This window comes from Pseudomonas sp. AOB-7, from assembly GCF_003696305.1.
GTDB lineage: Bacteria > Pseudomonadota > Gammaproteobacteria > Pseudomonadales > Pseudomonadaceae > Aquipseudomonas.
The window spans coordinates 47806-73602 of the sequence record NZ_RFFK01000005.1 but is presented as its reverse complement, the minus strand read 5'-3'; the positions used below and the strand labels follow the sequence as shown (position 1 = coordinate 73602).

26 protein-coding genes and 1 pseudogene are annotated in these 25797 nt (G+C 66.7%); 13 read left to right on the top strand and 14 right to left on the bottom strand.

What is annotated here, in order from left to right:
- Positions 1 to 44: 44 nt before the first annotated feature.
- From EA796_RS11390 to EA796_RS11345, 10 genes are all read right to left on the bottom strand, one after another.
- Positions 45 to 491, bottom strand: coding sequence for a potassium channel family protein (locus tag EA796_RS11390; protein ID WP_122108703.1), 447 nt, complete (start codon positions 489 to 491; stop codon positions 45 to 47).
- Positions 482 to 1516 (bottom strand): DUF2955 domain-containing protein, encoded by a 1035-nt coding sequence (locus EA796_RS11385; RefSeq protein ID WP_122108702.1) that lies wholly within the window; start codon positions 1514 to 1516, stop codon positions 482 to 484. The genes EA796_RS11390 and EA796_RS11385 overlap by 10 nt, the downstream gene beginning before the upstream one ends.
- On the bottom strand, positions 1516 to 2643 hold the full coding sequence (locus tag EA796_RS11380) for an HlyD family secretion protein (RefSeq protein WP_122108701.1): 1128 nt from the start codon (positions 2641 to 2643) through the stop codon (positions 1516 to 1518). The genes EA796_RS11385 and EA796_RS11380 overlap by 1 nt, the downstream gene beginning before the upstream one ends.
- The gene (locus EA796_RS11375; RefSeq protein WP_178082558.1) at positions 2640 to 4160 is read right to left on the bottom strand and encodes an efflux transporter outer membrane subunit; all 1521 of its coding nucleotides are present in this window, start codon (positions 4158 to 4160) and stop codon (positions 2640 to 2642) included. The genes EA796_RS11380 and EA796_RS11375 overlap by 4 nt, the downstream gene beginning before the upstream one ends.
- Positions 4150 to 5253 (bottom strand): AI-2E family transporter, encoded by a 1104-nt coding sequence (locus EA796_RS11370; RefSeq protein ID WP_122108700.1) that lies wholly within the window; start codon positions 5251 to 5253, stop codon positions 4150 to 4152. Before EA796_RS11370 ends, EA796_RS11375 begins: the two co-directional genes overlap by 11 nt.
- 106 nt (positions 5254 to 5359) lie before the next feature.
- Positions 5360 to 6187, bottom strand: a complete 828-nt coding sequence (gene nadE, locus EA796_RS11365) for an ammonia-dependent NAD(+) synthetase (protein WP_122108699.1) — start codon at positions 6185 to 6187, stop codon at positions 5360 to 5362.
- Positions 6188 to 6607: 420 nt separating this feature from the next.
- On the bottom strand, positions 6608 to 9121 hold the full coding sequence (locus EA796_RS11360; RefSeq protein ID WP_122108698.1) for a penicillin acylase family protein: 2514 nt from the start codon (positions 9119 to 9121) through the stop codon (positions 6608 to 6610).
- Between the two features lie 122 nt (positions 9122 to 9243).
- Positions 9244 to 9708: a DUF2489 domain-containing protein gene (locus tag EA796_RS11355; RefSeq protein ID WP_122108697.1), complete on the bottom strand. Its 465-nt coding sequence runs from the start codon at positions 9706 to 9708 to the stop codon at positions 9244 to 9246.
- Positions 9709 to 9715: 7 nt separating this feature from the next.
- Complete coding sequence (locus EA796_RS11350; protein ID WP_021444498.1) at positions 9716 to 9913, bottom strand: SEC-C metal-binding domain-containing protein; 198 nt, start codon at positions 9911 to 9913, stop codon at positions 9716 to 9718.
- Between the two features lie 5 nt (positions 9914 to 9918).
- On the bottom strand, positions 9919 to 10416 hold the full coding sequence (locus EA796_RS11345; protein WP_178082557.1) for an LEA type 2 family protein: 498 nt from the start codon (positions 10414 to 10416) through the stop codon (positions 9919 to 9921).
- A gap of 197 nt (positions 10417 to 10613) precedes the next feature.
- Between EA796_RS11345 and EA796_RS11340 the strand changes: the two genes are divergently transcribed.
- Positions 10614 to 11162 (top strand): hypothetical protein, encoded by a 549-nt coding sequence (locus EA796_RS11340; RefSeq protein WP_122108696.1) that lies wholly within the window; start codon positions 10614 to 10616, stop codon positions 11160 to 11162.
- A 31-nt stretch (positions 11163 to 11193) separates the two neighbouring features.
- Here the strand turns inward: EA796_RS11340 and EA796_RS11335 are convergent, their stop codons facing one another.
- From EA796_RS11335 to EA796_RS11325, 3 genes are all read right to left on the bottom strand, one after another.
- Positions 11194 to 12309, bottom strand: coding sequence for a hypothetical protein (locus EA796_RS11335; protein WP_122108695.1), 1116 nt, complete (start codon positions 12307 to 12309; stop codon positions 11194 to 11196).
- Between the two features lie 93 nt (positions 12310 to 12402).
- Complete coding sequence (locus EA796_RS11330) at positions 12403 to 12882, bottom strand: YchJ family protein (protein ID WP_122108694.1); 480 nt, start codon at positions 12880 to 12882, stop codon at positions 12403 to 12405.
- Positions 12883 to 12886: 4 nt separating this feature from the next.
- Positions 12887 to 13384 carry a DUF6231 family protein gene (locus tag EA796_RS11325; protein ID WP_122108693.1) on the bottom strand — a complete coding sequence of 166 codons (498 nt, stop codon included), beginning with the start codon at positions 13382 to 13384 and terminating at the stop codon, positions 12887 to 12889.
- Positions 13385 to 13824: 440 nt separating this feature from the next.
- On the opposite strand from EA796_RS11325, the pseudogene EA796_RS23450 reads away from it, so the two are divergent.
- The 4 genes and pseudogenes from EA796_RS23450 to EA796_RS11305 form a co-directional block, all read left to right on the top strand.
- A pseudogene (locus tag EA796_RS23450) lies at positions 13825 to 14178 on the top strand (OmpA family protein); the annotation flags it as partial.
- A gap of 135 nt (positions 14179 to 14313) precedes the next feature.
- A complete protein-coding gene (locus EA796_RS23570; RefSeq protein ID WP_178082556.1) occupies positions 14314 to 15048 on the top strand; it encodes an OmpA family protein in 735 nt (244 codons plus the stop codon).
- 116 nt (positions 15049 to 15164) lie between these two features.
- The gene (locus EA796_RS11310) at positions 15165 to 15470 is read left to right on the top strand and encodes a DUF1145 domain-containing protein (protein WP_122108690.1); all 306 of its coding nucleotides are present in this window, start codon (positions 15165 to 15167) and stop codon (positions 15468 to 15470) included.
- The gene (locus tag EA796_RS11305; protein WP_122108689.1) at positions 15463 to 16224 is read left to right on the top strand and encodes a collagen-like protein; all 762 of its coding nucleotides are present in this window, start codon (positions 15463 to 15465) and stop codon (positions 16222 to 16224) included. The genes EA796_RS11310 and EA796_RS11305 overlap by 8 nt, the downstream gene beginning before the upstream one ends.
- 128 nt (positions 16225 to 16352) lie before the next feature.
- Here the strand turns inward: EA796_RS11305 and EA796_RS11300 are convergent, their stop codons facing one another.
- Positions 16353 to 16817 (bottom strand): CopD family protein, encoded by a 465-nt coding sequence (locus tag EA796_RS11300; protein WP_122108688.1) that lies wholly within the window; start codon positions 16815 to 16817, stop codon positions 16353 to 16355.
- A gap of 123 nt (positions 16818 to 16940) precedes the next feature.
- Here EA796_RS11300 and dinG point away from each other — a divergent pair, with 123 nt between their 5' ends.
- The 8 genes from dinG (at position 16941) to EA796_RS11265 (ending at position 25756) form a co-directional block, all read left to right on the top strand.
- The gene (dinG, locus tag EA796_RS11295) at positions 16941 to 19085 is read left to right on the top strand and encodes an ATP-dependent DNA helicase DinG (RefSeq protein WP_122108687.1); all 2145 of its coding nucleotides are present in this window, start codon (positions 16941 to 16943) and stop codon (positions 19083 to 19085) included.
- A 111-nt stretch (positions 19086 to 19196) separates the two neighbouring features.
- Positions 19197 to 19676 (top strand): hypothetical protein, encoded by a 480-nt coding sequence (locus EA796_RS11290; protein ID WP_122108686.1) that lies wholly within the window; start codon positions 19197 to 19199, stop codon positions 19674 to 19676.
- A gap of 106 nt (positions 19677 to 19782) precedes the next feature.
- Positions 19783 to 20928, top strand: a complete 1146-nt coding sequence (locus EA796_RS11285; protein WP_021442378.1) for an EstA family serine hydrolase — start codon at positions 19783 to 19785, stop codon at positions 20926 to 20928.
- A 72-nt stretch (positions 20929 to 21000) separates the two neighbouring features.
- The gene (locus EA796_RS11280) at positions 21001 to 21654 is read left to right on the top strand and encodes an OmpA family protein (protein ID WP_122108685.1); all 654 of its coding nucleotides are present in this window, start codon (positions 21001 to 21003) and stop codon (positions 21652 to 21654) included.
- 34 nt (positions 21655 to 21688) lie between these two features.
- Positions 21689 to 22336, top strand: a complete 648-nt coding sequence (pdxH, locus tag EA796_RS11275; RefSeq protein WP_122108684.1) for a pyridoxamine 5'-phosphate oxidase — start codon at positions 21689 to 21691, stop codon at positions 22334 to 22336.
- 407 nt (positions 22337 to 22743) lie between these two features.
- Complete coding sequence (locus EA796_RS23210) at positions 22744 to 22902, top strand: hypothetical protein (RefSeq protein ID WP_158603098.1); 159 nt, start codon at positions 22744 to 22746, stop codon at positions 22900 to 22902.
- Positions 22903 to 23236: 334 nt separating this feature from the next.
- Positions 23237 to 25000 carry a PAS domain S-box protein gene (locus EA796_RS11270; RefSeq protein ID WP_178082555.1) on the top strand — a complete coding sequence of 588 codons (1764 nt, stop codon included), beginning with the start codon at positions 23237 to 23239 and terminating at the stop codon, positions 24998 to 25000.
- A gap of 249 nt (positions 25001 to 25249) precedes the next feature.
- A complete protein-coding gene (locus EA796_RS11265; RefSeq protein WP_122108682.1) occupies positions 25250 to 25756 on the top strand; it encodes a ProQ/FINO family protein in 507 nt (168 codons plus the stop codon).
- The last annotated feature ends 41 nt before the right edge of the window (positions 25757 to 25797 follow it).

Below are 25797 nucleotides of genomic sequence, written 5' to 3'. Positions count from 1 at the left end.
GGCTGGCGACGAGCGGTTAGCCGTTTGCCAGCCGGCGCAGTGCCTCAGGGCTCCTGTGCGGCCTTGCGCTGCTGGGCGTAGTGCTTGAGCACGTCGCCGAGTGCGGCAGTCAGCACGGCCGTGGAGACGCCGAACATGAGGATGCCGTTGGCCGCCTCCAGTGCGCTCAGCAGCTGCCGTGGCGGGGAGAGCACCAGATCGCCGTAACCCAGGGTGGAAAAGGTCACTCCGGAGAAGTACAGGGCCTGGGCAAAGGTTTCGAATTCGCCGAGCACGACGTACAGCCCTGCCCAGATGCTCATCTGCAGGAAGTTGCCGAACAGCATGAACAGCATCACCAGGCTCAGGGTCAGGATGGTGCTGCCGAGCGATGGCCGGCTCAGGCCATGCCGGTAGTCGATGTAACGACGCAGGCTGAGGGCGACCATCACGGCCTGCAGCAGCAGGCACAGCATGGTCATGGGCAGGCCGATCAGCAGGTTCAGGAACATGGCTTTTCCTCAGGGGGCATGGTGACGCGCCGGTCAATCAGGTAAACCGCCGCGCAGGCGTACAGGGTGACGAGGACGAACAGGCCCATGCGGATGGCGAAGGCGCTGTAGACATCCTTGCCGAGGGCGCTGTCCTGCACCGACTGGCCCAGCAGGATGATCAGGGTCATCGCGCTGTTCAGCCAGAAGCCGGGGCTCAGGCGGTTGGCCACCACCTGGTAGAGGCGCCGCGCCAGCAGCAGGATGAACAGCAGCATCAGCAGGAAGAACAGCCACAGGTGCGGCAGGATGCTCAGCAGTGCCCAGAAGGCTATGGCCAGCGCGCCGCCGAGCAGGGTCGAGCCGAGCAGTTCACGGCCGGCGTCGCGGGCGCTGGTGCCGCACACCTGCTGGCCGAGGCTGGCCGCTTTCATCACCAGCGGTATGTAGCTGGCGGGGTCGATCAGCGCCAGCAGCCAGGCCGGCAGCACCACCAGCATGGCGCGCAGGGCGATCCACTCGGAACGCGCCTGACCCATGGCCGCCGGCTTGGCGGCGGGCGGCAGTCCTGCGGGTTCGGGAAACAGCCAGTGGCCGATCGCCACGCACAGGGTGGTCAGCAGCACGGCCTTGATCAGCGCGATCACCACTTCCTGGCCGAGCGCCATGGAGCTGGTGCCTGCGGCGGTAATCAGGGTCAGGCCGATGACCTGCAAGGTCGACAGCAGGCCATTGCCGCCGCGCAGGGCGAAACGAAAGCTGAAGAACAGCCCGAGTGCCACCAGCAGCACGCCGCTGAACGGCGAGTGACGCAGCAGCGGGCTCAGCAGCAGGCCGCTGCCGCAGGTCAGGGCGGCCACCAGGGCCAGACTCAGGCCGGCCCTGAGGGTCAGCGGCTGGTTGCTCATCGCCAGCAAGAGCAGCACCAGCACCGGCGTGAGAAACGGCAGCGGCAGGCCCAGGCCGAAGCCCAGCACGGTGCCACAGGCCACCCCGCAGGCCAGGCGCAGGGCGCGCTGCGGGCGCGGATCGGTCGGGCCGGCCATCAGTAGGCGAACGACAGCCAGCTCATCACGCGCAGAAAGGCGCGGCCGAGCAGGTTCAGCGGGTTGCCCTCGCTGGGGAAGGCCATCACCTCGGCCTGGCCGCCGACGCGCAGGCCCTGGTAGTCGCCCAGTTCGCCCTCGGCGAACTCGATGATCACCGGGAAGCGTTGCGCCGCACGCAGCCAGTCGCGGCTGTTCTCCACCGTCGGCAGGCTGCCAGGCGGGGTGCTCTGGCCGACGCTGATGCCGTAACCGATGCTGCGTACACGGCCGCGATAGACATGCCCGGGGCGGGCGTCGAGGACGATGGCAACCGCCGTGCCGGGCTGCAGGTGGCCGAGGTTGTTCTCGCTCATCTCGGCGCTGATCCATAGGTCGTTGAGGCCGATCAGGGTCATCTGCGGGCTGCCGGCCGCCGCATACTGGCCGACTTCGCTGCGCAGGTCGGTGATCAGCCCGGCGGAGGCGGCGCGTACCTGGGTCTTGCTCAGATCCAGCTCGGCCTGCTCGAGTGCCGCGGCGGCGCTGCGCAGGCGGGCGTTGTCCGCACCGCTACCGCCCTCGCTTTCGCGGGCGCGCTGCACTTCGGCACGGGCCGCGGCCACCTGGCTGATGGCCTGCTGCAAATTGGCCCGGGAGATTTCCAGGCGGCGCAGGGAGATGGTCCCGGGGTCTTCGCGATACAGGCGTTCCAGGCGCTCGCGATCCTGCCTGGCTTCCAGCTCGCCGGCCTCGGCGGCGCGCTGCGAGGCCAGGGCCGAGTCGATGGCGGCGGTGCTGGCGCCCACCTGGCCGCGCATGTTTTCCAGCTCGGCGCGGGCCTTGGCCACGGCGATCTCGTAGGGCTGCGGGTTGAGTTCGAACAGCACCTGGCCGGCTTCGACCGTCTGGTTGTTGCCGACCAGCACCCGCTGGATGCGCCCGGCCACCTCCGGTGCCACCGCGACCACGTAGGCCTGCACCCGCGCCTGCTGGGTATAGGGGGTGAAGCGGTCGGCCAGCAGGTACCAGACCAGGGTCAGGCCGATCGCGGCGAGGGTGATCTGCACCCCGCGGCGGCTGGGATCGTGCTCCTTGCCCGCGGGTTTGGCGGCTGGCTGGTCGGTAGTTTCCGGGCTGTCGGTCATGGCGTGGCTGCCTGGGCGGACGGTGGTGATTGTTCGTCGAGCAGCTCGCCCCAGTCGGTACGCTGGCGCATCTGCTCGCGGGTGGCGTCGTCGAGCAACGGCTGGTTGCTGTGCCAGCCGCCGCCGAGGGCGCGATAGAGGTCGATCAGGTTGCTCAGTGCGGCGCTGCGCGCCACCAGATAACCATCCTGCTGGACGAACAGGGCGCGCTGAGCGTCCAGCACCCGTTGGAAGTCGGAGTAGCCCTCGCGGTACTGGGCGCTGGCCAGGGTCAGCGAGCGCTGGGCCGAGAACGCGGCCTCGCGCAGGATGCGTTCGCGCTCCAGGGCTTTGCTCAGGCCGGTGGCGGCGTCGTCGGCTTCGCGCGCGGCCTGGCGCACGCGGTCGCGGTAGGCCTCGATCAGTTGCTGCAGGCGCGCATCCTGCACGCGCACGTTGTTGCGCAGGCGGCCGTGGTCGAACAGGTTCCAGGTCAGGCTGGGGCCGGCGCCGAGGCTCATCGTATCGGGGCTGCCGGCCTGGCTGCTGGCCGACCAACCGATGCTGCCGAGCAGGCTGAGCGAGGGGTACAGGTCGCTCTCGGCCACCCCGATCAGGGCGGACTGGGCGGCCACCTGGAGTTCGGCGGCGCGTACATCGGGGCGGCGCAGCAGCAGGTTGGCCGGCACGTCGTCGAGCAGGGCCTGGTCGACCAGCGGCACCAGGCCGGTCTGCGCGCTCAGCTCGGGCAGGCTGCCCGGCGGCTGGCCGATCAGCACGGCGAGGGCGTTGCGCGTCTGCGCCGCCTGGGCCTCCAGCTCGGGCACGCTGCTCAGGGTGCCCAGGTACTGGGTCTTGGCCTGCTGCAGGTCGAGTTCGTCGCTGTTGCCGCTGTTGAACAGGCGTTCGGTGATCTCCAGGCTGCGCTTCTGCAGCCTGGCGTTGTCGCGCGCGATGCCCAGGCGCGCCTCGGCGGTGCGCAGGGCGAAGTAGGTCTGCGCCACCTGGGCACGCAGCAGCACCAGGGCGTCCTCGTAGTTGGCCCGGGCGGCGAAGTAGCTGGCATCGGCGGATTCGATGGCGCGGCTGTAGCGACCCCAGAAGTCCAGCTCCCAGCCGATGTCGAAGCCGGCGCCGTACTGCCAGGCACTGCTGTCCAGCTCGGTGTCACCACCGTACTGGTTGCGGTCCAGGTAGAAGGCGTCGGCGCTGGCCTGCTGCAGTTGCGGGTAGCGCCCGCTGCGGGCGATGCCGAGCTGGGCGCGGGCCTCGAGGATGCGCAGGGCGGCGATGCGCAGGTTGGGGTTGTGGATGTCCGCCTCGGCGATCAGGCGCTCGAGCAGCGGGTCGTCGAACTGCGTCCACCATTGCCGGTTTTCCGGCTGCGGGTGCTGTTGATTGGCCGCGTTCAGCGCCTGGCTGTCCCAGTGGTCGATCCAGGCCTGCCGCGGCGATTGGAAGTCCGGCCCCAGGCGCACGCAGCCAGCCAGGCTGGCTGCGGCCAGCAATGCCCAGGCGCGGCGCTGCTTAATCGCCATCCCGCGGGCCAGCCGCGCTGCTGGCGGGCGGGGTGTCGACCCATTGCCAGAACAGTTTGTAGCCCACCGCCAGCAGCACCGGGCCGATGAACAGGCCGATGATGCCGCCGCTGACCATGCCGCCCAGGGCGCCGACCAGCACCACCGGCATCGGCACGTCCACGCCGCGGCCGAGCAGCAGCGGCTTGAGCACGTTGTCGGCGAGGCCGGCGACGAACACGTAGATGGCGAAGACGATGCTGGCCAGGGTGGCGCCTTCGTTGAAGAAGACGAAGGCGATCACCGGCAGGGTAATCAGCGTGGCCGGCAGCTGCATGATCCCCAGCAGCAAGACGGCCAGGGCCAGCAGGCCGGCGCCGGGAACGCCCATGAAGATGAATCCGGCGCCGATCAGCAGCATCTGGATGAAGGCGATGCCGATCACGCCCTGGGCCACGGCGCGGATGGTGGCTGTGCACAGCTCGACCAGCTGATCGCTGCGACCCGGCTCGAATATCCGCGCCGAGATGCGGCGGGCGCTCTGATGACCGTTTTCGCCGTAGGCCATGATGATGCCGGCGATCATCAGCGCGGCGATGAAGACCAGCATGCCGACTCCCACCCCGGCAAGCCTGCTGAGCAGGCCCAGGGTCATGTCTTTGAGATGCGGGGCCAGGCGTTGCAGGACGCCGGTCAGGTCGGAGGCGAGCTGTGCCCAGAAGCCATGCAGTTGCTTGCCGATCAGTGGCCACTGGGCGACCGCATCCGGTGGCGGCGGGATATGCACGGCGCCCGACTTGACCGTGGCAATTGCCACCTGCACCGACTCGGTCAGCGAGGTGCCGAGCAGGTAGATGGGGATCAGCAGGACGGCGATCGCCAGGATCACGATCAAGGTGGCGGCACGGCTGTCGCTGCGGCCCAGGCGGGGCTTGAGCAGGTTGTGCAACGGATAGAGGGTGACGGCGAGAATCAGCGCCCAGAACATCAGGCTGAGGAAGGGGCTGAACACCTCGAAGCAGGCCACCACCAGGGCGGCGATCATGCCAGCGCGGATCAGGGTGTCGAGCAGGGTACGGTTAAAGATCCGTTCTGGCGTGGCGTTCGGCGACATGCGGCGTACCCCGGCTGAAGTGGCTCGAGCCCGCGCGACTAGGGGCGGGCCGTTACTTCAAAACAGCGTAGCCTGCCGCGGGCATTCCAGCCCGCGGCGCAGGCACTCAGGGCACCAGCGGCAGCTCGCGTTTGTGGCGGGTGGCATCGAAGGTGCGGACGATGGTGGCATAGGCCGCCTCACTGACCGTTTCGCCGTGCAGGAAGGCGTCGATCTCGGCGTAGCTGACGCCATGGGCTTCCTCGTCCGGCTTGCCCGGGCGCAGTTCTTCCAGGTCGGCGGTCGGGGTCTTCATCACCAGGTGCTGCGGTGCGCCCAGGTGCCTGGCGATGGAGCGCACCTGATGCTTCACCAGGCCGGACAGCGGCGCCAGGTCGCAGGCGCCATCGCCGAACTTGGTGAAGAAACCCATCACCGCCTCGGCGGCGTGGTCGGTACCTATCACCAGGCCGTTGTTGGCGTTGGCGATGGCGAACTGGGCGACCATGCGGATGCGTGCCTTGATATTGCCGACCACGAAGTCGCGGCGCGCGTCGGTCAGTTTCTGCAGGTGGGTGACCTGCTCGCCCAGTCCCAGCACGCTGCTGGCGATATTGACGGTGTCCTCTTCATCGGCGCGGATGAATTTCAGCGAGTCCTGGGCGTCGTGCTCGTCGTGCTGGGCGTTGTGCGGCAGGCGCACGGCGATAAAGCGGTACGCCGAATCGCCGGTTTCGGCGCGCAGCTCCTCCACCGACAACTGCGCCAGGCGCCCGGCGGTCAGCGAGTCGACGCCGCCGCTGATACCGAGCACCAGCACCTTCAGCCCCGAGTTGCGCAGGCACTGCTTGATAAAGGCCTTGCGCCGTTCGATCTCGGCGACCAGGGCGGCTTCGTCGGCAAAGGGCGGCACCACCTCCAGGGCGGCGGCGATTTCGGCTTGGCGGTTGCTCATCTCGGGCTCCTTGATGCGGGTCGGCGCTGCAAAGCGGGAAACGGAAAGCGCTAGAGCTTACGTCGATCCAGGGGAAAAGTGCAGGCCAGAGAGCGACGGGCGCGAGGAGCGGACAAAAAATGCCCGGGAGGCATTTTCAACGTCGCGCAGCGACGGCCCGTAGGGGGGGCGCCAGGGATGGCAGGCCCTAAAAAATAGGCGCCATAGGCGCCAGGAGCTTTCAAACGATGCACAGGTTCCGAACCCGGCGTCGGCGGTAAGTTCAATTCGATGATGTAAAAAGGCCATCTTTTGGCTGCGACTTTTGCGCAGGCAAAAGAAAAGGCGCCAGAGGCGCCTTAAACGATGATCTATGGAGTAAGTCGAATAGTCTGAGTGAGGCGCCGACGGAAAGGTTCAGCGCCACCCGACGAACGGTCGTCACCTGGCCGGCATCAGCAGCAGGCGCTGGTTGCCGTAGACCTTGTCCAGGTTCTCCGCCCGGAACGGGAAGCTCATGTAGCCGCCCTTGAGCCAGGCCTCGATGCCGTCGGCATAGTGCGGGCTGGCCGGGTTGCCCGACTGGCCGGAGCTGTTGACGCCGCGCAGCGGCTCGGCGGCGGCGAAGTCGACGACGATGCGCATGGCCGGGATCAGCCAGGTGTCGAAGTCCTGGCCCCAGGCATAGGCCGAGACGTTGAGCGTGCTGTGGTCGCCGCCGGCCGGGTAGGGGCCGCGGTCCAGGTAGCTCTTGAGCGTATTGATGCTGGCACGCTGGCTGGCGCTCATATAGGGCGCTAGGCGGGTGGTCTCGGTGACCCATGCGTAGCTGTGCAGCTTGCCCCATTGCCAGGCGCTGCGCTCCTGGCCCAGGCGGCTTTCCAGCAGCTCGATGCTGGCGGCCAGGCTGCGCGCGAGGATGGCCGGCTTGTCTTCCTGCTGCGGTGTGCGCAGGTCGTTCCAGAACGGGCTGTCGGGGCGGCCGAGCAGGTGGTCGGCTTGCGCCGAGTAGGAGGTGTTGGCGGTCTGCACCAGTGCCTGCCAGGCCGGGCTGCTTTCCGGGCCGAGTTCGTCGAGGAAGGTCTGCCGCGCGCTTTCATGCAGGAAGGCGGCGTAGATCGCCGCATCGGCGGAGCTGGCGGCCAACCTGCCGTCGAAGGCCAGCAGACGTTGCAGGGCTTCCTCGGCGCGCGGGCGCTGGGCGGCCGGCAGGGCGGCGATGGCGTCGCGCAGCGGGCCCTGCATGCCCGGGTCGTTGAACATGGCCTGCAGCTTGGCGACGAAGGGCGAGGTCTGGTCGTACTGCATGGCGATCATGCTGCGGCTGTCATGCTGGCCGCTGCCGGCCAGTTCGGCGATGCGTTCGGCGCGCTCGGGGTAGTACCAGGAACTGGACAGCTGCATGCCGTAGCCCGGTTGCACGCTGCGCTGGTTGGCGCTGCCCAGCCAGCCCTGCGGCGGGTCCTGGTCGTAGGGGTGGAGCATCGGGTCGGCGAAACCGTCCCAGGCGTAGCGTGCGTCCCAGCCGGGCGAGGGCAGCAGGCCGCGGCCCTCGCGGCGGTTCGGGAAGCGCCCGGTGACCTGCCAGCCGATGTGCTGGGCGTCGGCGAAGACGATGTTCAGCGGCATGGCGCGGATCTCGCGGGTGGCCTCGAAGGCCGCGTCCACCGACTGCGCGCGGGACAGGTCGAAGAAGGCATCGAGGCTGGCGTCGCGCTCGAACTGGGTGGTCTTCAGCGCCAGGCCGTAGCCGCTCTCCAGGCGCATCGGTTGCAGCGCGTGCTTGCGCTCGCCCAGCACCGAGTTCAGCAGCGGGCCGTTGCGGGTCTCGTAGAGCGTCTCGCGGATCGGTCGCTGGCCCCTGATAAAGAAGGTCTCCTGGCGCTCGCCGGCCGGCAACCACTGGCCGTCGGCCAGGTACAGCAGGCGGCCGCCCTCGCGCTTGACCCGTTCGAGGAACAGGTCCTGGTTGTCGCCCATGACCATGGTCATGCCCCAGGCCAGCTTGCCGTTGTAGCCGGCGACCACGGCCGGCACGCCGGCCAGCGAGATACCGGCGGCCTGGTACTTGGGCGAGCGGATCTGCACGAAATTCCACAGCGAGGGCATCGCCAGCGGCAGGTGGGTGTCGTTGGCCAGCAGGCTCTTGCCGCCGCGCGTACGCTCGGGGGCGATGGCCCAGTTGTTCGAGGCGGCGACGCCGAGCATGTGCTGCGCGGCGATCTGCGCCGCGGCCTGGCCGACGGCCTGCAGGCCGGGCAGCTGGCCCTTGAGGTCGAGGCCGGCGAGCTTTTGCGCCTCGTCGAACGGCAGCGCTTCGTCGGGGTAGATCGGCAGCAGCCAGGGCAGCTGGTCGGCGCCGACCTGCTGGGCCATGACCAGCGCGGCGATCTCTTCCTGCAGATTGACCGCCAGGCCGAAGTTGAGCAGGCAGAACAGCAGCACCGAGTCTTCCGGCTTCCAGTAGGCCGGCCGGTAGCCGGACTCGGCCAGGTCCATCGGCAGGCGCTCGCGGTAGCGGAACATGTAGGCGTTGACGCCGCGCGCGTAGACCTCGAAGAAGCGTTTCAGCCGCGGCGAGGCGCCGGCATAGAGCTCCTCGGCGCTGCGCTTGAGGTTCACCGCGCGCATGAACCTGTCCATCTCCAGCACGCCGGGGCCGGCCATTTCCGCCAGGCGCCCTTCGGCCAGCAGGCGCATGCCGACCATCTGGCTGAGGCGGTCGCCGGCATGCACGTAGCCCAGGGCGAACAGCGCATCGTGGAAGGTGCCCGACTCGATCAGCGGCATGCCGAGGGCGTTGCGACGGATCGAGGCGCTTTCCGCCAGGCCCTGGATGCGTTCCACGCCGCGCGTCGGCGGCACGCTGTCGGCATAGCGACTGTTGAGCAGGGACTGGCAGCCGGCGAGGCCGGTCAGCGAGGCGGCAAGGGTCAGGCAGGCCAGCGTGCGCATGGCGAAATTCCTTGGCAGGCAATAGGTCGGGGTGTGGCGGCTGCGCGCGACGGGCCGATCGCTGCCGATCGGCCATGAAGTCGCCACGGTAATGAGGGGCGCAGAGCCTGGCAAGAGGGGGTTCAGGCGTTTCGCCGAGCGCTCTTCAGCCCTTCGTCGAGCAACCAGCGGGCGGCCGTACGGGCGGCGGCCTTGTGCTGCAGCTCGAGCTCGTTGAAGCGCTTCTCGAAGCGCCGCCGCTCGTGCTTGTCCAGCGCCTTCCAGGCGCCATGGGTGGGCACCTCGGCGGTGGCCTCGAACAGCAGGTGGAACACCTGGCAACGGTTGTCGCGGCTCAGTTCGCTGTCGTAGTTGTCCAGCAGCACCTTGATGCGGATGGCGCCTTCGATCAGCGGCAACTGCTCGTCGAGCAGGCTGCCGGCGAGAATCGTCAGGTCGCCGCCGAGGCGCTGCTGGCGCTCCTGCTGGGCGGCGGCCTGGCTGCGTTGCTGCGCCCAGACGCGGCGCCAGAGATGCCAGGCATAGGCGGCCAAAGCCGCGATCAGCAGCAGACCGGCGAGCAGCAGGGCGAGGGTCGGCGCATTCATCGGGGCTTCAGGCGCCGTGGCATTTCTTGAACTTCTTCTGGCTGCCGCAGGGGCAAGGGTCGTTGCGGCCGACGTCCTTCAGCGCGTTGCGCACCGGCTCCTGATGGCCGTGGTTGCAATGCGGGCCGTGGACGTGGTCATGATCGTGATGATGGTCGTGATCGTGGTTGCAGTCGGGGCCGTGGACGTGGGGTTGGTTGCTCATGGCGGTTACTCCGGGATGAAATCGCCGGGAATTATCTCGCCATTGCGCGACATGTGCACGCTGCGTCCGAACAACATGCCGGTTTTCACTTCGCCCTGCAGGCGATAGCGGATCGGCTCGTCGGGTTTCTCCAGCATCTTCACGATCTGCCGCACGTGGCGCCAGAGGTTGGTGCGCACCGGCACCTCGAAGGTGTGGTGGCCGTGCGCGGGCACGGTGAACCACTCGTTGGAATAGCCCTCGGCGAGTTTCATCTCGTTGAGGTGCACGGCGTAGTCGAGGCCGCGCACCGGCAGGCTGACGCCGTTGGGATTGTCGATGCGAAAACGCAGGCGGAACTCCTGTTCGAGCAGCCTGGCCTTGATTACATCAACTTTGATGAGCTGGACGTCCGGGTCCTTGAAACCACCTGTCATCCAGGTGGAGCATCCTGCGAGGCCCGAGAACAGGCCAAAAAACATCAATAGACTGATAATTCTTATCGTTTGCGCCTGAGAAAGCATGTCATACCCCCAATAACGCCCCCAGTGTAACAAGCAACCGCTCGGCTGCAACCTGGGCACTCCATCATTATTTTTTGCCGCGAGGTTGCCGTAGGTTTCTGCCCAAGTCGGCCGAAAAGCGGTGGATGAGACGCCTGCGGTGTTAGCGTCAAAAAACCTGCGCCATACTGAGGGCCGAATAGGACAGGAGTGTGACCATGAGTCGCTACGAGATCGCCTTCTCCGGACAACTGGTGCCGGGCGCCCAACCGGAGCTGGTCAAGGCCAATCTGGCCAAGCTGTTCCAGGCCGATGCCCAGCGCATCGCCCAGTTGTTTTCCGGGCGACGCATCGTGATCAAGAACAACCTCGATGCCGTCGGGGCGGAGAAGTATCGCTCCACCCTGGAGCGCGCCGGCGCGCGGGTGGAGGTGGTGGCTATGGACCTGCCGGTGGAGGAGGTGGAACTGGCGCCGCCGCCCGCCGCCGAGCCTGCGCCTGTAGCACCGCTGGCGAGTGCCACTGGCGGCCGCCTGCGGGTGGCGCCGCGCGACGAATACATGGCCGCCTTCAGCGAGGTGGACGCGCCGGATTTCGGCATCGCACCGGTCGGCGCCGATCTGCAGGACGCCAAGCCCGAGGCCGCCGCACCGCAGGTCGATCTGTCGCAGTTCAGCCTGGCGCCGGTAGGCAGCGACATGGGCCAGGCCAAGGCTGCCCCTGCCGCGCCGCCGCCGGATACCTCGCACCTGAAACTGCAGGAATGACACCGGGCCCGCCACTGCGGGCCCGGTCGTTTCAGCTCGCCTGGCACTTGGCCTCGGCGTCTTCGGGCTTGAGCTTGCGCACCGAGACGTAGAACAGCTCGCAGGTCTGCAACTGGTCGGTGACCTGCCATTTCTGCGTGCAGCTCGCGAGCGTCTGCTGCGGATCGCCGGCGGGCTGCCGGCCCATGCCGGCTTGCCAGCAGGCGGCGCTGAGATCCTGGCCCATGACCCGGATGCCGGTGGCATCGGCCTTGGCCTGGCTGCCCTGGTTGTTGGCCGGATCGGCGGCGTACCAGATATAGCTGGGGTGGTTGGCGCCCAGCACCGACACCTGTTGCCCCGGCGCGGCCTCGATCCGGCCGAGGCCGAGCACCGCCAGCTGCACGCCATACTGCTGCTTGACCCAGTCGCGCACCGGGCTGCCGAAGGCGACCATGGGCAGGCTGGCGCCGCCCTTGCCGGCGCTCAGCTCGCGCACCATGCGCTGCTGGTAGTCGTTGAAATAACCGTAGACCCCTTGCAGGGCGCTGCCGGCGTTGGCCGGCGCGGCGATCGGGGCGATATCGACGATGGTCTGGTAGGCCGGGGTCAGCGTCGCCGGCACGCCGTTGCTGGCCAGCAGCGCGGCCCAGCGATCGGTGGTGCTGGAGCGCAGGTAGTCCTGCGCCTGGGTCAGCGAATAGTCCGGGGGGAAATGCAGCAGCTCGACGCTCTTGCGGTTGTCCAGGGCCATGCCCAGGGGCAGGAAGAAGTACCAGTCGTACTGCCATTTGCCGTCGCGGTTGAGCTGGTTGGCGCCATCGTAGGCCAGGTCGCCGGCGTCGAGCAGTTGCTTGAGCGGCTGCCCGTAGCCCTTGGGCGTGCCGGCGAAGTCAGCGTAGAGGCGCTCGCCCTGGCGGTGGATGGTCACCCGGGCGTTGGCGTAACCGTCGCGCGCCAGGCTCTGTTCGAGGTAATGCTGCACCGTCTGCTCCAGCGTCCAGTCGCGGTAGCAGATCACGCTGCAGTTGTTGGGGTAGGCGAACAGGCGGCTGACGCGCGCGCTGTCGCCCAGATCGAGGCGCTCCCCCTGCTGTCCGGACGGTTGGCTGGCGCAGCCGAACAGCAGACTGGCCAGGATGATCGCCACACCACTTTGCTTGTGCATGCCCTTCTCCTTGTTGAGCGTCCGCGCCCGGCAACGTGCCGGCGGGCGCCCACAACTCAAGCAGAAAAGGCCGCAGGCGTCAGGTGCGGGCGCTCAAGCCAGGTAGCCGGCGCAGCATTTCTTGAACTTCTGTCCGCTGCGGCAGGGGCAGGGATCGTTGCGTCCGGCTTTCAGCGGCACGCTCGGGTCGAGGAAATACCAGCGCCCGCCGACCTGGACGAAGGCCGAGCGTTCGCGGTGGCTGTGCTCGCCCTGTGCGTCGTGCCAGCGGGCGACGAAGCAGACCTGCGCATGCTCGGGCTGGCCGCCGAACAGCTCGCTGCTTTCCATCTCCAGGCCGAGCCAGGTGCTCTGCGCGCTCCAGGCGGCCATGGCGGCGCGATCCAGCGCGCTCTGCTGGGCCGGCAGGGTGGTGGCGACCAGGTAGTCCACCAGGCCCAGCACGTAGGCGCTGTAGCGCGAGCGCATCAGCAGCTCGGCGCTGGGCGCGGCGGTGCCGGCATGGTAGGGGCCGCAGCAGTGGCCGAGGGGGTTGCCGCTACCGCAGGGGCAAACGGGGTCGAGTGGATTCATGGCGTTACCACCAGTACTTGCCGAAGTTTTCCGGATTGGCCCAGAACTTGGCGTTCAGCCAGTCCGGCACCTGCTTGTAGTCGAGCAGGTCGTAGGTGAACAGGTGCAGGGTCTGGCCTTCGCGCTGGAACTGCTCGCTGGCCTGCATGGCCAGGGCGAAGAAATCGGTTTCCCGCCAGTCTGCGGCCTGCAGGTCGACCAGCACGGCGACGCGGCTGGCGTTGAGGTTGCGGATGCCGCCGAGCAGTTGCAGGCCGTCGCGCTTGCTCAGGTGTTCCAGGCAGTCGACCAGCAGCGCCAGGTCGAAGCGCTGGGCGGCCAGCTCGGCCGGCAGGGCGGCGGCCGGCGCCGTGGCCACCCGGCACTGCGGGTGAGCGCCGTGGAAGGCGCTTAGCGCGGGCAGTTCGCTGGCCCCGACCAACAGCAGTTTCTCCGGGGTATAGCGGGCGAGCAGGGCGGCCAGGGCCTGCTGCGGGGTACGGGAAGAGGGGCTGGCAGTCATCGAACATCCTCGAACAGGGCGGCAAAGACTAACGTGGCGCCGGCAATCGGCCTAGAGCGAGGAGAAATTATGTGCTATGCCTTCTATAGCTGGCGGATTGCATAACTCCTGTCTTTACTACTCTTGAGTCGGTTATGGGCCGATGAACATTGGAGACCTAAAGTATGAGCATCACAAGGAAAGCTGTACCCCTGATTCTGGCCAGTACCCTGTTGACCGGTTGTGCCGGCCTGCAGAAGTCCGACTGGCCCACCTGTGCGGCGGTGGGCGGCGTTGGCGGCGCGGCGCTGGGGGCCATCGAAAGTTCCACCTGGGCTGGCGGCGGCGCCGTGCTCGGCGCCGGTATGGCCGCGGCCTATTGCTGGGTGCATGGCGCCGAGGAGCAGGTCGCCGTGGTCGAGGAAGAAGTGGTGGTCGAGGAGGTCGTGGTGGCCGAACCGGCCGAGGCGGTGCGGGTCGAGTTGGACGTCAAGTTCGACTTCGACAAGGCCCAGGTCAAGGAAGAGAGCTATGGCGATATCAAAGCCCTGGCCGATTTCATGAAGCAATACCCGCAGACCAGCACCGTGGTCGAAGGACATACCGACTCGGTGGGTAGCGATGCCTACAACCAGGGCCTGTCCGAGCGCCGCGCCGGTGCGGTGCGCGACGTGCTGGTCAACCAGTACGGGGTCGAGTCCGGTCGTGTGCAGGCCGTGGGCTATGGCGAAAGCCGCCCGGTGGCCGACAACGCCACCAGCGACGGCCGCGCCATCAATCGTCGGGTGGAGGCCGAGGTCGAAGCTCAGCCCTGAGCCGGCCCCGCGTGGCAACCGAGCCCGCGTTGTCCAGGTTTGCCTGGGCAGCGCGGGCTTTCTTGTGCAGTGGGGAGCGGCCGTCTTTACTCCAGTGATGCCGGCATAAGGCCGGTAACACAGGAGAAACCCACCATGAGAGCGAACCTTCCCAGGTTTATCCCCCTCCTCTTGGTCAGCAGTGTTCTTTCCGGTTGTGCCACGACTTCCAGTACGGGAGACGCGCCGCTCAACCAGGGGAACTGGCCCCTGTGCAGTGCGATTGGTGCCTTGGCCGGTGGCGGTCTGGGTGCAATCGAGAGTTCCACCTGGGCAGCAGGCGGCGCGGTCGCCGGTGCGCTGCTCGGTACCATCGTCTGCTACGCGCAGGACGGCGACGAGGACGGCGATGGCGTATTCGACCGCCGCGACCGCTGTCCCGGCACGCCCGCAGGCACCCCGGTCCGCCATAACGGCTGCCCGTTGCCGCAATATCCCGAGAGCGTCGCCGAGGCGCCGGCCATGGAGCCCGAGGCACAAGACGAGGTCATCGTCCTTAGCGATCTGGGCAACGTGCTGTTCGCCTTCGACTCGGCCGAGCTGACCGGCGAGGCGCGCGGTCTGCTCGCCGACGTCGCCACGCGCCTGACCGGCGCCAACCTGGTCGGCGTCCGGGTGATCGGGCATACCGACTCGGTGGGGAGCGATGCCTACAACCAGGGCCTGTCCGAGCGGCGCGCGCGCAGCGTGGCGGATTTCCTCATCGCCCAGGGCGTGCCGGCCGGCAAGGTCAGCACCGAAGGCCGCGGCGAGAGTCAGCCGGTGGCGGACAACGGCAGCGATGCCGGGCGGGCCGAGAACCGGCGCGTCGAGCTGCACGTGTCGCGCTAGCGGTGCGGTGTTGCCAATGGGGGCCGCAAGGCCCCCGTGTTTTTCCGGCTCTGGTCATGCGGAGGGCAAGCGGTTAAGGTGCGGCACGACTAGAAAAAGAGCAGGCGAGGGCGGGGATGCAAGCACTGACGATGCTGGGTAAGGCGCTGGCCGGATTGTTCTGGCTGGCATTCGGCGCGGCGCTGGCGAAATGGCTGGGCAGCCCCTTCGAGCAACTGCTCTATCTGCTGGCGGCGCTGCTGCTGGTGATCCATGGCCTGGAACTCTGGCTGTTCGCCGCCTTGCTCAAGGGGCGCACCAACCCCTGGCAGGATCGCGTGCAGATCCTGTTGTTCGGCGTGTTCCACCTGCTAGCCCTGCAATCGGCCATGCCGGAGCAGGAGCCGGCGCTGCTCGGCGGCGAAGAGGTGGCCCATGCGTAACCTGGCCCTGCTGCTGTGCCTCGCTAGCGCTTCGGCCTGGGCCGAAAACCACCTCAGCGTCGCTTCCCACAGCCTGTTGCGCCTGCCCGTGACCGAGGCGAGGCTGCAGCTGGCACGCCTGGAAGTGGCCGAGCAGGGCACCCTGCTGATTCCGGCCGGCGTCACTGAGCTGCATATCGGCGAACTGCATCTGGGGCCCGCGGCGCGCATCGGCATCGCCCCCGGCGAGCAGCCGCTGCGTCTCGAGGTGCTCCAGGCGACGGTCGCCGCGGACGTCTGGATCAGCGCTCAGGGCGCGCCGGGTGGGGTGCTCAAGCCGGCCACGGCGGGACGCGAGCTGAGCCTGCGCCTGCAGCAGGCCAGTATCCAGTCGTTGACCCTGGACGTGCGCGGCGGTCGCGGGGCGCCGGGCTATCGCGGCCTGGACGGCGCCAACGGCCAGGCCGGCGGCTGCACCTGGGGGCGCGCCAGCCATGGCCACGACGGCCAGAACGGCGGCGACGGCAACCCCGGCGCCGCGGGCGGCCGGGTGCGCCTGGAGGTACCGGAGGCGGCATCGCTGGAGAGCATCCAGGTGCTGCTCGATGGCGGCGCCGGCGGTATGCCCGGCGTCGGCGGCAAGGCCGGGCGCGGTGGTGCGAGCAAGGGCTGTCTGCTGTACGGCGTCGATGGCGCCGCCGACGGCCAGCCGGGCCAGCCCGGCCGGCAAGGCAGCCCGGGGCGCGAAGGCGAACTGCAGGTGGTGCGCTTCTAGCCGCGCGCCTCTGCCCGCCCGGTGCGCGATGCGCGCCGATGGGTAGGTTGGCGCTGAGCCCGGCGAAGCCCAACAGGCAGCCTGCAGGGCTTGGCCCGGCGATCCCCTGTCGGTGGCGTCGGCTCGCCTCAGAAGCCCGGCCGCAGCGCCGCGATGCTCACCAGCAGCAGACCGATCAGCAGGTTGCTGCCCACCACCTTGCGAATCCTGCCCAGGACTTCGCCGCCGGCCGGCCAGTTCTCGGCTTCCACCGCACGGCGCAGTTCCGGCAGCTGCAGGGCCTGGATGCGCAGGAACAGCGCCAGCATGGCCAGGTACAGCCCCATCATGATGTGCACGTAGCGCGGCGCCGCATCGAAACCGCCGTAGCCCAGGTGCAGCATGCCCACGCCGCTGACCGGCAGCACCAGCACCGCCGCCCACACCCAGACGAAGAAGCGCTGGAACACGCTCAGCCACAGGCGCAGCCGCGCCGGCGCCTCCAGCAGCTGAACCGCGGCCGGGCGCAGGATCATCCAGGCGAAGAACATGCCGCCGACCCAGATCAGGGCGGCCAACAGGTGCAGGGTGTAGAGCGGGGCGTAAGGCGTCATGCGGCGTCTCCGGTCGAGGCAGGGGCGGCGCGATGGAATCTGCGCCGAAGCGATTAGCGCGCTATGATAGCGGCCGATGCTCAAACACTGAAAATTTATCCAGCCTTTTTCGCCCTAGATCCCATGCTCAGCACCGAACTCAAGTCCCAGATCCAGGGCGCCTATTCCCGCTTTCTCGAGGCCAAGTCGCTCAAGCCGCGCTATGGCCAGCGCCTGATGATCGCCGAGATCGCCAAGGTGCTCGGCGCGATCAAGACCGACGACGAGGGCAAGCGCCTGGGCGAGCCCGCCGTGGTCGCGGTGGAGGCGGGCACCGGTACCGGCAAGACGGTGGCCTACAGCCTGGCCACCATTCCTACCGCCAAGGCGGCCGGCAAGCGCCTGGTGATCGCCACCGCCACGGTCGCCCTGCAGGAGCAGATCGTGCACAAGGACCTGCCGGACCTGTTGCGCAACAGCGGCTTGAATTTCAGCTTCGCCCTGGCCAAGGGCCGTGGCCGCTACCTGTGCCTGTCCAAGCTCGACCACCTGCTGCAGGACGGCGCCGCGCAGAGCGCCACCGCCCAGCTGTTCGAGGAGGAAGGCTTTCGCATCGATGTCGACGAGCAGGGCCAGAAGCTGTTCACCGCGATGATCGAGAAGCTGGCCGGCAACAAGTGGGACGGCGACCGCGACAGCTGGCCCGAGGAGCTGGAGGACAGCCGCTGGTCGCAGCTGACCACCGACCACAGCCAGTGCACCAACCGCCATTGCCCGAACTTCCAGCAGTGCGCCTTCTACAAGGCCCGCGAAGGCATGGGCAAGGTCGACGTGATCGTCACCAACCACGACATGGTGCTGGCCGACCTGGCCCTCGGCGGCGGCGCCGTGCTGCCCGACCCGCGCGAGACCATCTACGTGTTCGACGAGGGCCACCACCTGCCGGACAAGGCCATCGGCCACTTCGCCCACTTCACCCGCCTGCGTTCCACTGCCGACTGGCTGACCCAGATCGACAAGAACCTGACCAAGCTGCTGGCGCAGAACCCGCTGCCGGGCGATCTCGGCCGCCTGATCGAGCAGGTGCCGGAGCTGGCCCGCGAGCTCAAGACCCAGCAGCAATTTATGTTCAGCACCTGCGAGCAGGTTGCCGACTTCAAACCCGGCGAGGATATGGAAGGCCGCGAGCGCCCGCGCCATCGCTTTGTCGGCGGTGTGGTCCCCGAGCATCTGAGCGAGCTGGGCCTGGAGCTGAAGAAGGGCTTTTCCAAGCTCAACGATCTGTTCACCGGCGTCACCGAACTGCTCAAGGAGGCCATGGACGGCGAGGGCGCCAACGGCATCGCCAGCCACCAGGCCGAGGAGTGGTACCCGCTGTTCGGCAGCCTGCTGGCGCGGGCCAAGGGCAACTGGGAACTGTGGCTGGCCTTCACCGCCGAAGACCCCGAGGAGAGCCCGCCGATGGCGCGCTGGCTGACCCTGGCCGACGGCGGCGCGCTGTTCGACATCGAGGTCAACGCCAGCCCGATCCTCGCCGCCGAGACCCTGCGGCGCAACCTGTGGAACGTCGCCCATGGCGCCCTGGTGACCTCGGCCACCCTGACCGCCCTGGGCACCTTCGACCGCTACCGCATGCGTGCTGGCTTGCCCAAGGTGGCGGTCACCGCCGTGGTACCGAGTCCGTTTCACCATGCCGACGCCGGCGTGCTGCGGGTGCCCGACCTCAAGGCAGACCCGCGCGAGGCGGCGGCGCACACCGCGGCCATCGTCCGCGAGTTGCCCGGCCTGGTGGCGGGCAGTCGCGGCACCCTGGTGCTGTTTTCCTCGCGCAAGCAGATGCAGGAGGTGTTCGACGGCCTCGACCGCGACTGGCGCCGCCGCGTGTTCATCCAAGGCAACCTGTCCAAGCAGGAGACCCTGAACAAGCACAAGGCGCGGGTCGATTCCGGTGAGGAGAGCGTGCTGTTCGGCCTGGCCAGCTTCGCCGAGGGGGTCGACCTGCCCGGCGCCTATTGCGAGCACGTGGTGATCGCCAAGATCCCCTTCGCCGTGCCGGACGACCCGGTGGAGGCGGCGCTGGCCGAGTGGATCGAGGCACGCGGCGGCAACCCCTTCATGGAAATCGCCGTGCCGGACGCCTCGCTGCGCCTGGTGCAGGCCTGCGGCCGCCTGCTGCGTACCGAGGCCGACCGCGGCACCATCACCCTGCTGGACCGGCGCGTGGTCACCCAGCGCTACGGCAAGGCGATTCTCAACGCGCTGCCGCCCTTTCGTCGACAGATCGACTGAATGACGGCGCCGCTCGTCCGGGTGGCAGAACCTTGGGGCTGAAACGCCACTCGAACGACTGTCCGCGCCTCGTACTCCGCGGCGGCGATCATCCTCTGACGGGAGAGCATCATGGCTACAAGAATGACCAAGTTGCTGGCAGCTGGTGCTTGCGCGCTGATGATGGCGGCGCTGAGCGCGCCGCCGGGTAGTTTGCTCGTGGACTCCGCCGAGGCGAGAGAGGGCGGCGGCGGTGGAGCCGGTGGTGGCGGTCGCGGCGGCGAGGGTGGCGGTGGCCGTGGTGGTGACGGTGGTGGTCGTGGCGGCGACGGTGCCGGTCGTGGTGACGGCGGCATGGGCCTGGGCGGCGGAGTGGGGCGCAGCGGCCAGGCCGATGGCGCCAATAATGGCAAAGGCCTGACCAGTCGCGGTGACAATCGGGGTAGCACCACCTCGGCGGCGGCTCGCTCCGACGAGACTTCGGGGCTGGCCAAGGCGATGGGCGTGGTCTCTACCACCGCAGCCTCCGTTGCCGCCGCCTTGGGGCTGCAAACCGCGGTCGACCGCCAGGCGGCGCGCGACGAGGTGAACGAGCCGCCGGTCGAGGAATAGTCCGCCGCCAGCCAGGCGGCCGGTGGTCGAGAACCGCGCCAGGTGCTGCTGCATCCTCGCGCTGGGCGTGGCACCATTACGCGCTTTCCGCCAGCAAGGATTTTTCGTGCAGATTCAAGGCTACTTCGACCTCAGGTTCGAGCCGCTCAAGGACGCCTTCGCCGCGCTCTTCGACGACCCGCAGGAGCGCGGCGCCGCGCTCTGCGTGCAGATCGGCGGCGAGACCGTGGTGGACCTTTGGGCTGGGGTGATGGACAAGGACGGCCAGCAGGCCTGGCACAGCGACACCATCGCCAACCTGTTCTCCTGCACCAAACCCTTCGCCGCCGTGGTCGCCCTGCAGCTGGTCGGCGAGGGCAAGCTGGAGCTGGACGCGCCGGTGGCGCGTTACTGGCCCGAGTTCGCCGCCGCCGGCAAACAGCGCATCACCCTGCGCCACCTGCTCTGCCATCAGGCCGGCCTGCCGGCGCTGCATCAGATGCTGCCGGCCGAAGCGCTGTACGACTGGCCGACCATGACCGCCGCGCTGGCCGCCGAAGAACCCTGGTGGCCGCTGGGCGAGGGCCATGGCTACGCACCCATTACCTATGGCTGGCTGATCGGCGAGCTGATCCGCCGCGTCGAAGGGCGCGGGCCCGGCGACAGCATCGCCGCGCGCATCGCCCGCCCGCTGGGGCTGGATTTTCATGTCGGCCTGGCTGACAGCGAATTCGATCGCGTCGCCCATATCGCCCGCGGCAAGGGCAACCTCGGCGATGCAGCGGCGCAGCGCCTGCTCAAGGTGATGATGAGCGAACCGACGGCGCTGAGCACGCGCGCCTTCACCAACCCGCCGTCGATCATGACCAGCACCAACAAGCCCGAGTGGCGGCGCATGCAGCAGCCGGCGGCCAATGGCCACGGCAACGCGCGCAGCCTGGCCGGCTTCTACGCCGGCTTGCTCGACGGCAGCCTGCTCGATGGCGAGCTGCTCGGAGAAATGACCCGTGAGCACTGTGTCGGCGAGGACCGCACGCTGCTCACCAGTACCCGCTTCGGCCTCGGCTGCATGCTCGACCAGGCCCAACTGGGCAACGCCACCTACGGCATGGGGCCCTACGCCTTCGGCCATCCCGGCGCGGGCGGCTCCAGCGGTTTCGCCGACCCGGAGCGCGACGTGGCATTCGGCTTCGTCACCAACAATCTGGGACCGTTCGTCTTGATGGACCCGCGTGCGCAGAAACTTGCGCGCGAGTTGGCGCAATGCCTGTAACGGCCGGTCTACACTGCCCGGCAACATAAGTTGTGAATTAATCCGCTTTGACTGTTAGAACCTGGGGGCTTCATGCGCGCCAATAAGATCTTCGCTTTCACCTGCTGCCTGCTGATCGCCGGCTGCGCCGGCTCGGAAAAGAAGGAAGTCGCCAAAGCGGCGGTCATGCCGCCGCCGCAGGTGACCCGCGCCTGGCTCGACGAGTACGAGCCGCGCTTGCGCGAGGCGGTCAAGGGCAGCCACTTCGAGTTCGAACGGCGCGAGAACCTGCTGGTGGTCACCGCCCCGGTGCAGGGCTCGTTCAACCCGGATCGTCCGCACATGCTGTTGCCGGTCAGCCTCGGCCCGATCACCCGCGTGGCCAAGCTGCTGGAAGCCGACGAAGACGTCGCGGTGGTGGTGCTTGGGCATGCCGACAGCAGCGGCGATGCCAGCCGCAACCGCGAGCTGAGCGACCAGCGTGCGCGCGCCGTGACCTCGATCTTCCGCCTGAGCGGCCTCAAGCAGAACCGCCTGCAGGTGCTGGGCCTCGGTTCCGATGCGCCGCGTGCGGCCAACGACAGCGCCGCCGGCCGTGCCCTCAACCGCCGCGTGGAAATCCTCCTGACCTCGCGCGACACCATGCACGGGCTGATCGCCAAGTACAGCCGGCCGGCCAAGGCAGACCCCGCCGCCGGACCCAAGGTGGCTGCCGTAGATCAAGGAAAAAGCAGCAAGTCGGAGTAAGCTTGGTGGCATTTCCCCATCGTGAGGAACTGCCATGACCCAGACGCTGGCCGATATGCGCCGCGACTACACCCGCGACGGCCTGAGCGAAGCCCAGGCCCCGCTGGAACCCTTCGCCCTGTTCCACCAATGGTTCGCCGAGGCGGTGAAGACCGAGCAACTGCCGGTCGAACCCAATGCCATGACCCTGGCCACGGTGGACGAGGAGGGCCGCCCGCACTGCCGGGTGCTGCTGCTCAAGGGCCTCGACGAGCGCGGCTTCACCTTCTTCAGCAACTACGACAGCGCCAAGGGGCGCCAGCTGGCGGCGCGTCCGTTCGCCGCGATGACCTTCTTCTGGCCCAGCCTGGAGCGCCAGGTGCGCATTGAAGGGCGGGTGGAACGGGTCACCCCCGGCGAGTCCGACGCCTACTACCGGGTCCGTCCGCTGGGCAGCCGCATCGGCGCCTGGGCCTCGCCGCAGAGCCGGGTGATCGCCGGGCGCGACGAACTCGAAGGGCTGCTGGCCGAGACCGAGCGGCGGTTTCATGACCAAGCGCCGCACTGCCCGCCGTACTGGGGCGGCTACCGCCTGCTGCCCGAGCGCATCGAGTTCTGGCAGGGCCGCCCGAGCCGCCTGCACGACCGCCTCAACTACCGCCTGCAGGGCGAGGGTTGGCTGCGCGAGCGCCTGGCGCCCTGATAGGCGGGCCCGTATGGTGCGCGCGCCGGGCAATGGCTTTCAGGTTTCTTAAGCGCCTTCTGAATAGCAACCCGCTCGCCTTGGGGCGGGATGCTTTGAGGTTGTTTTGGGGATGGCTGCTTCGTCCAAGAGCGGACGTTGAGAGTAAAGAAATATAGCCATCTCTTTTCCCGTCTTCAGCCCCAGAAGCCCTGTCAAGCAAGACTCTATTTTTTGTTTACCTATCCCCTCGATCACGCTAGTTTTCAGCCAGGCTAGCATAGTGCCGCTATCGTGAGTTTCCTGACTCATGTCGGTATACGCCAGCCTTAGCCCAGCTGGTACCTACTCTGGCGCATGAAAGGACCATTGAATTTTCGTAGTAACCGCGCGAGGACGCTGCAGTTTCAGCTCTTGTAGGAAGTGTTATGGATGGCGTCACCTTCAAACAGGTCGATCAGTATGCCCTGTGTTGTGTTGAGAATTTTTCTGATGAGCTCAAGCAGGCACTGGGGGGCAACCTCACTCTGGTCTGTCATGGCGCTGATCAGGCAAGCAAATACAGGGCGATCGCCTCGTTAATATGATGGTCGCAAATGGAGAGAGCGATTTATTGATTTTGAGGCAAGAATGAACCTCAAGCCAAATTGATAATGGGTGCAGGGCTGAAGAAGTAACGAATTTATATACAAAGGGGAGCGATTTATCTTCCCCTCGCGGCCGTCCGCACTTGGCCGGTTAACGACGCCCGAGGACTGGCAGGGGCGATGGCGATAGTCATCGACTGATGGCTCGCGCGCTCGGCAGCCCCTCAACCAAGCACCGCCGACGAGAGCATCTAGACGTGGCATGCGGGGCTTAAATTCGCCCCGGCTTGCCGTTAAACAAAAAGCAGAATTATCCGGATGGCCAGGAACCTAGATGCTTAATCTATTTCGTAAAAGATCTGCCTTGGATGTGATGGATGCTATCGAGCAGACGCAGGGGGTCATCGAGTTCGATCTTGACGGCAAAATAATTCGAGCCAACCAGAAGTTCCTGGACTTGTTGGGCTATTCGCTCGACGAAGCTCGCGGCCGCCATCACAGCATCTTTGCCACCCCTGATTACGTCCAGAGCCCGGCCTACCGCTCCTTTTGGCAGGATTTGCGGGCAGGCAGGCCTCAGACTGGAGAGTTCAAGCGGCTCAGCAAAAGCGGGGAACCTGTTTGGATTCAGGCGACCTACACCCCGATTATTCGTGGCGGCAGGGTCCAGCGGATCATCAAGTTTGCCACCGACGTTACCGCCCAGGTGATCGAGGGCGCACGCATTCGCGCGCAGATGGAGGCCATCAATCGCTCACAGGCGGTTATCGAGTTCGGCCCTGACGGCACGATTCTCGAAGCCAACGAGAACTTCCTCAACCTGATGGGCTATGCCCTGGCAGAGATTCGCGGCAAGAAGCACCAGATTTTCGTCCGTGAGTCCGAGCGCACATCCAGGTCTTACGCCGAATTCTGGAACAAGCTGCGCGCCGGCAGCTTCGAGACAGCCGAGTACGAGAGGATCACCAAGAGTGGCCGTTCTGTCTGGATTCATGCCACCTATAACCCCATTTGCAGCTCCGATGGCGAGGTTGTGCGAGTCATCAAGTTCGCCAATGACATCACCGCCGAGGTGCTTCGTAATCAGGAGTTCAAGCTGCTCTCCTTGGTCGCCAACGAGACAGACAACTCCATCGTCATCACCAACAGGGATGGCTTCATCCAGTATGTGAACCAGGGCTTTACCAAGCTCACCGGCTACAGTCTGGGTGAAGTGGTCGAGAAGAAGCCGGGCCACTTCCTGCAGGGGCCGGCCACTGACATGGAAACCGTCGCGCAGATCAGGGATGACCTGCGTAACAACCGCCCCATTTACAACGAGATCCTGAACTACGGGAAAACGGGCGAGCATTACTGGATTTCGCTGGCGATCAATCCCATTTTCAACGCTGCGGGTGAGGTCGAGCAGTACATCTCAATTCAGGCCAATATCACCCAAACCAAGGAGCTGTCCCTTGAGTCGGAAAAGCGGTTTGAAGCTATCAGCGTCACCAATGCCGTAGCTGAATGGGGAACTGATGGCTTGATGTACTCGGCCAACGGTTACTTGATCCAGCACCTGGGTTTCCAGCAGGCATCGGAGCTGCTGCGCCTCAAGCTCAACCTTCGCGATATTCTGGGCAGCGAAGTCTTTTCGAGACTGCTCAAGGGTGAGCAATACGCTGGCGGTTATACGATCCCAGGCAAGGATGGGCGCACCATCCAATTCAGCGGGGCCGTCTGCCCAATCACCGATTCGATTGGCAGGATTCAGCGCCTGGTCAGCTACGGCATCGACGAGCAGGCCAAGCATGATGCCTCGCTGGTCACGGATCGCGAGATGCGCCTTGTACAGGAGTCGAGCACCCAGATCGCCAACATCATCGCAACGATCAACTCGATCACCCAGAGAACCAACCTCTTGGCCTTGAATGCCGCCATTGAGGCGGCCAGGGCCGGTGAGTCAGGACGCGGCTTCGCCGTGGTCGCTGATGAGGTTCGCAAGCTCGCCCAGCAGTCAGCCGATTCAGCAACAGAGATCACCCAGCTGGTCACCGAAAGCACCGAACGGATCGACCGCTTGAGCGCATCCCTGAATGCCCTGCTGTCCTCATCGTAGATGCTAGGCTCTTGCGCCTATGTGCCCATCGCCTCATCTGGCTTCTGATCTAGCCGCTGTCACCAACTGAATCGCACGAGCTTTAGTTGCCATTGGATGGCTGCTTCTGGCCGAAAACCGCCCTCCATAAGTCTCTGCGGCCTGTCCATCACCTACCGGCGGGCACGCCAGCCGCCAATAAGGCTGTAAGAAACGAGCACATAAGATACCTTTGCGCCACGAACCAACCAGGACAATGCGAACCGAACGATGGGTTTTGAACAATTAGCTGAGCTACGTGACCGCCTACGGGCTGAAAAAGAGCAGATAAAGACCGCAGGCGCGAAGCCGCAAAGGCACATGGCGTCGAAAGCCAAACCACGCGAGCAGGATCCTACCGTCGAGGCGATCTGGAGGTTGCAGAAGCACTTCCCCTTGGCTTTCCCGGTCAATCCGGCACCCAAGGTGCCGCTGAAAGAGGGCATTCTCAAGGATGCCGAGCAGCATCTGCAGTTGCTCGGTATCACCGGTGAGCAGCTCAAGCTGGGTATTGCCGCCTGGTGCCGGGGCGGTCGCTACTGGGCTGCCATGACGGAAAATGCGCCGCGTCTGGACCTGCAAGGTCAGCCTGCTGGCGTGGTGACGGCGGCGCAGGCGCTGCATGCCAGGCAGCAGGCCAGGCGGCAACGTGCCGAAGCACGGCGCAATCAGGCCAAGGCGAAAGCGCCAGCGGACGACAAGGCCGTCGAGAGCGTTGCGCAGCCAAGCGCGGAGTAAGCCCCCTGGCAGCCTGATGGCGTTTCGACTCACTTGCGTCT

Excerpts from the sequence above, each read along its gene's own strand:
- EA796_RS23570 (WP_178082556.1), top strand. The coding sequence starts at position 14,314 with ATGAGAGCGAACCTTCCCAGGTTTATCCCCCTCCTCTTGGTCAGCAGT.
- EA796_RS11330 (WP_122108694.1), bottom strand. The coding sequence starts at position 12,882 with ATGAATCCACTCGACCCCGTTTGCCCCTGCGGTAGCGGCAACCCCCTC.
- EA796_RS11350 (WP_021444498.1), bottom strand. The coding sequence starts at position 9,913 with ATGAGCAACCAACCCCACGTCCACGGCCCCGACTGCAACCACGATCAC.
- dinG (WP_122108687.1), top strand. The coding sequence starts at position 16,941 with ATGCTCAGCACCGAACTCAAGTCCCAGATCCAGGGCGCCTATTCCCGC.
- EA796_RS11375 (WP_178082558.1), bottom strand. The coding sequence starts at position 4,160 with ATGGCGATTAAGCAGCGCCGCGCCTGGGCATTGCTGGCCGCAGCCAGC.
- EA796_RS11360 (WP_122108698.1), bottom strand. The coding sequence starts at position 9,121 with ATGCGCACGCTGGCCTGCCTGACCCTTGCCGCCTCGCTGACCGGCCTC.
- EA796_RS11340 (WP_122108696.1), top strand. The coding sequence starts at position 10,614 with ATGAGTCGCTACGAGATCGCCTTCTCCGGACAACTGGTGCCGGGCGCC.
- EA796_RS11335 (WP_122108695.1), bottom strand. The coding sequence starts at position 12,309 with ATGCACAAGCAAAGTGGTGTGGCGATCATCCTGGCCAGTCTGCTGTTC.
- EA796_RS11355 (WP_122108697.1), bottom strand. The coding sequence starts at position 9,708 with ATGAATGCGCCGACCCTCGCCCTGCTGCTCGCCGGTCTGCTGCTGATC.
- EA796_RS11290 (WP_122108686.1), top strand. The coding sequence starts at position 19,197 with ATGGCTACAAGAATGACCAAGTTGCTGGCAGCTGGTGCTTGCGCGCTG.
- EA796_RS11280 (WP_122108685.1), top strand. The coding sequence starts at position 21,001 with ATGCGCGCCAATAAGATCTTCGCTTTCACCTGCTGCCTGCTGATCGCC.
- EA796_RS11380 (WP_122108701.1), bottom strand. The coding sequence starts at position 2,643 with ATGACCGACAGCCCGGAAACTACCGACCAGCCAGCCGCCAAACCCGCG.
- EA796_RS11265 (WP_122108682.1), top strand. The coding sequence starts at position 25,250 with ATGGGTTTTGAACAATTAGCTGAGCTACGTGACCGCCTACGGGCTGAA.
- EA796_RS23210 (WP_158603098.1), top strand. The coding sequence starts at position 22,744 with ATGGATGGCGTCACCTTCAAACAGGTCGATCAGTATGCCCTGTGTTGT.
- EA796_RS11305 (WP_122108689.1), top strand. The coding sequence starts at position 15,463 with ATGCGTAACCTGGCCCTGCTGCTGTGCCTCGCTAGCGCTTCGGCCTGG.
- pdxH (WP_122108684.1), top strand. The coding sequence starts at position 21,689 with ATGACCCAGACGCTGGCCGATATGCGCCGCGACTACACCCGCGACGGC.
- EA796_RS11345 (WP_178082557.1), bottom strand. The coding sequence starts at position 10,416 with ATGCTTTCTCAGGCGCAAACGATAAGAATTATCAGTCTATTGATGTTT.
- EA796_RS11370 (WP_122108700.1), bottom strand. The coding sequence starts at position 5,253 with ATGTCGCCGAACGCCACGCCAGAACGGATCTTTAACCGTACCCTGCTC.
- EA796_RS11310 (WP_122108690.1), top strand. The coding sequence starts at position 15,165 with ATGCAAGCACTGACGATGCTGGGTAAGGCGCTGGCCGGATTGTTCTGG.
- EA796_RS11390 (WP_122108703.1), bottom strand. The coding sequence starts at position 491 with ATGTTCCTGAACCTGCTGATCGGCCTGCCCATGACCATGCTGTGCCTG.
- EA796_RS11385 (WP_122108702.1), bottom strand. The coding sequence starts at position 1,516 with ATGGCCGGCCCGACCGATCCGCGCCCGCAGCGCGCCCTGCGCCTGGCC.
- EA796_RS11325 (WP_122108693.1), bottom strand. The coding sequence starts at position 13,384 with ATGACTGCCAGCCCCTCTTCCCGTACCCCGCAGCAGGCCCTGGCCGCC.
- EA796_RS11270 (WP_178082555.1), top strand. The coding sequence starts at position 23,237 with ATGCTTAATCTATTTCGTAAAAGATCTGCCTTGGATGTGATGGATGCT.
- nadE (WP_122108699.1), bottom strand. The coding sequence starts at position 6,187 with ATGAGCAACCGCCAAGCCGAAATCGCCGCCGCCCTGGAGGTGGTGCCG.
- EA796_RS11300 (WP_122108688.1), bottom strand. The coding sequence starts at position 16,817 with ATGACGCCTTACGCCCCGCTCTACACCCTGCACCTGTTGGCCGCCCTG.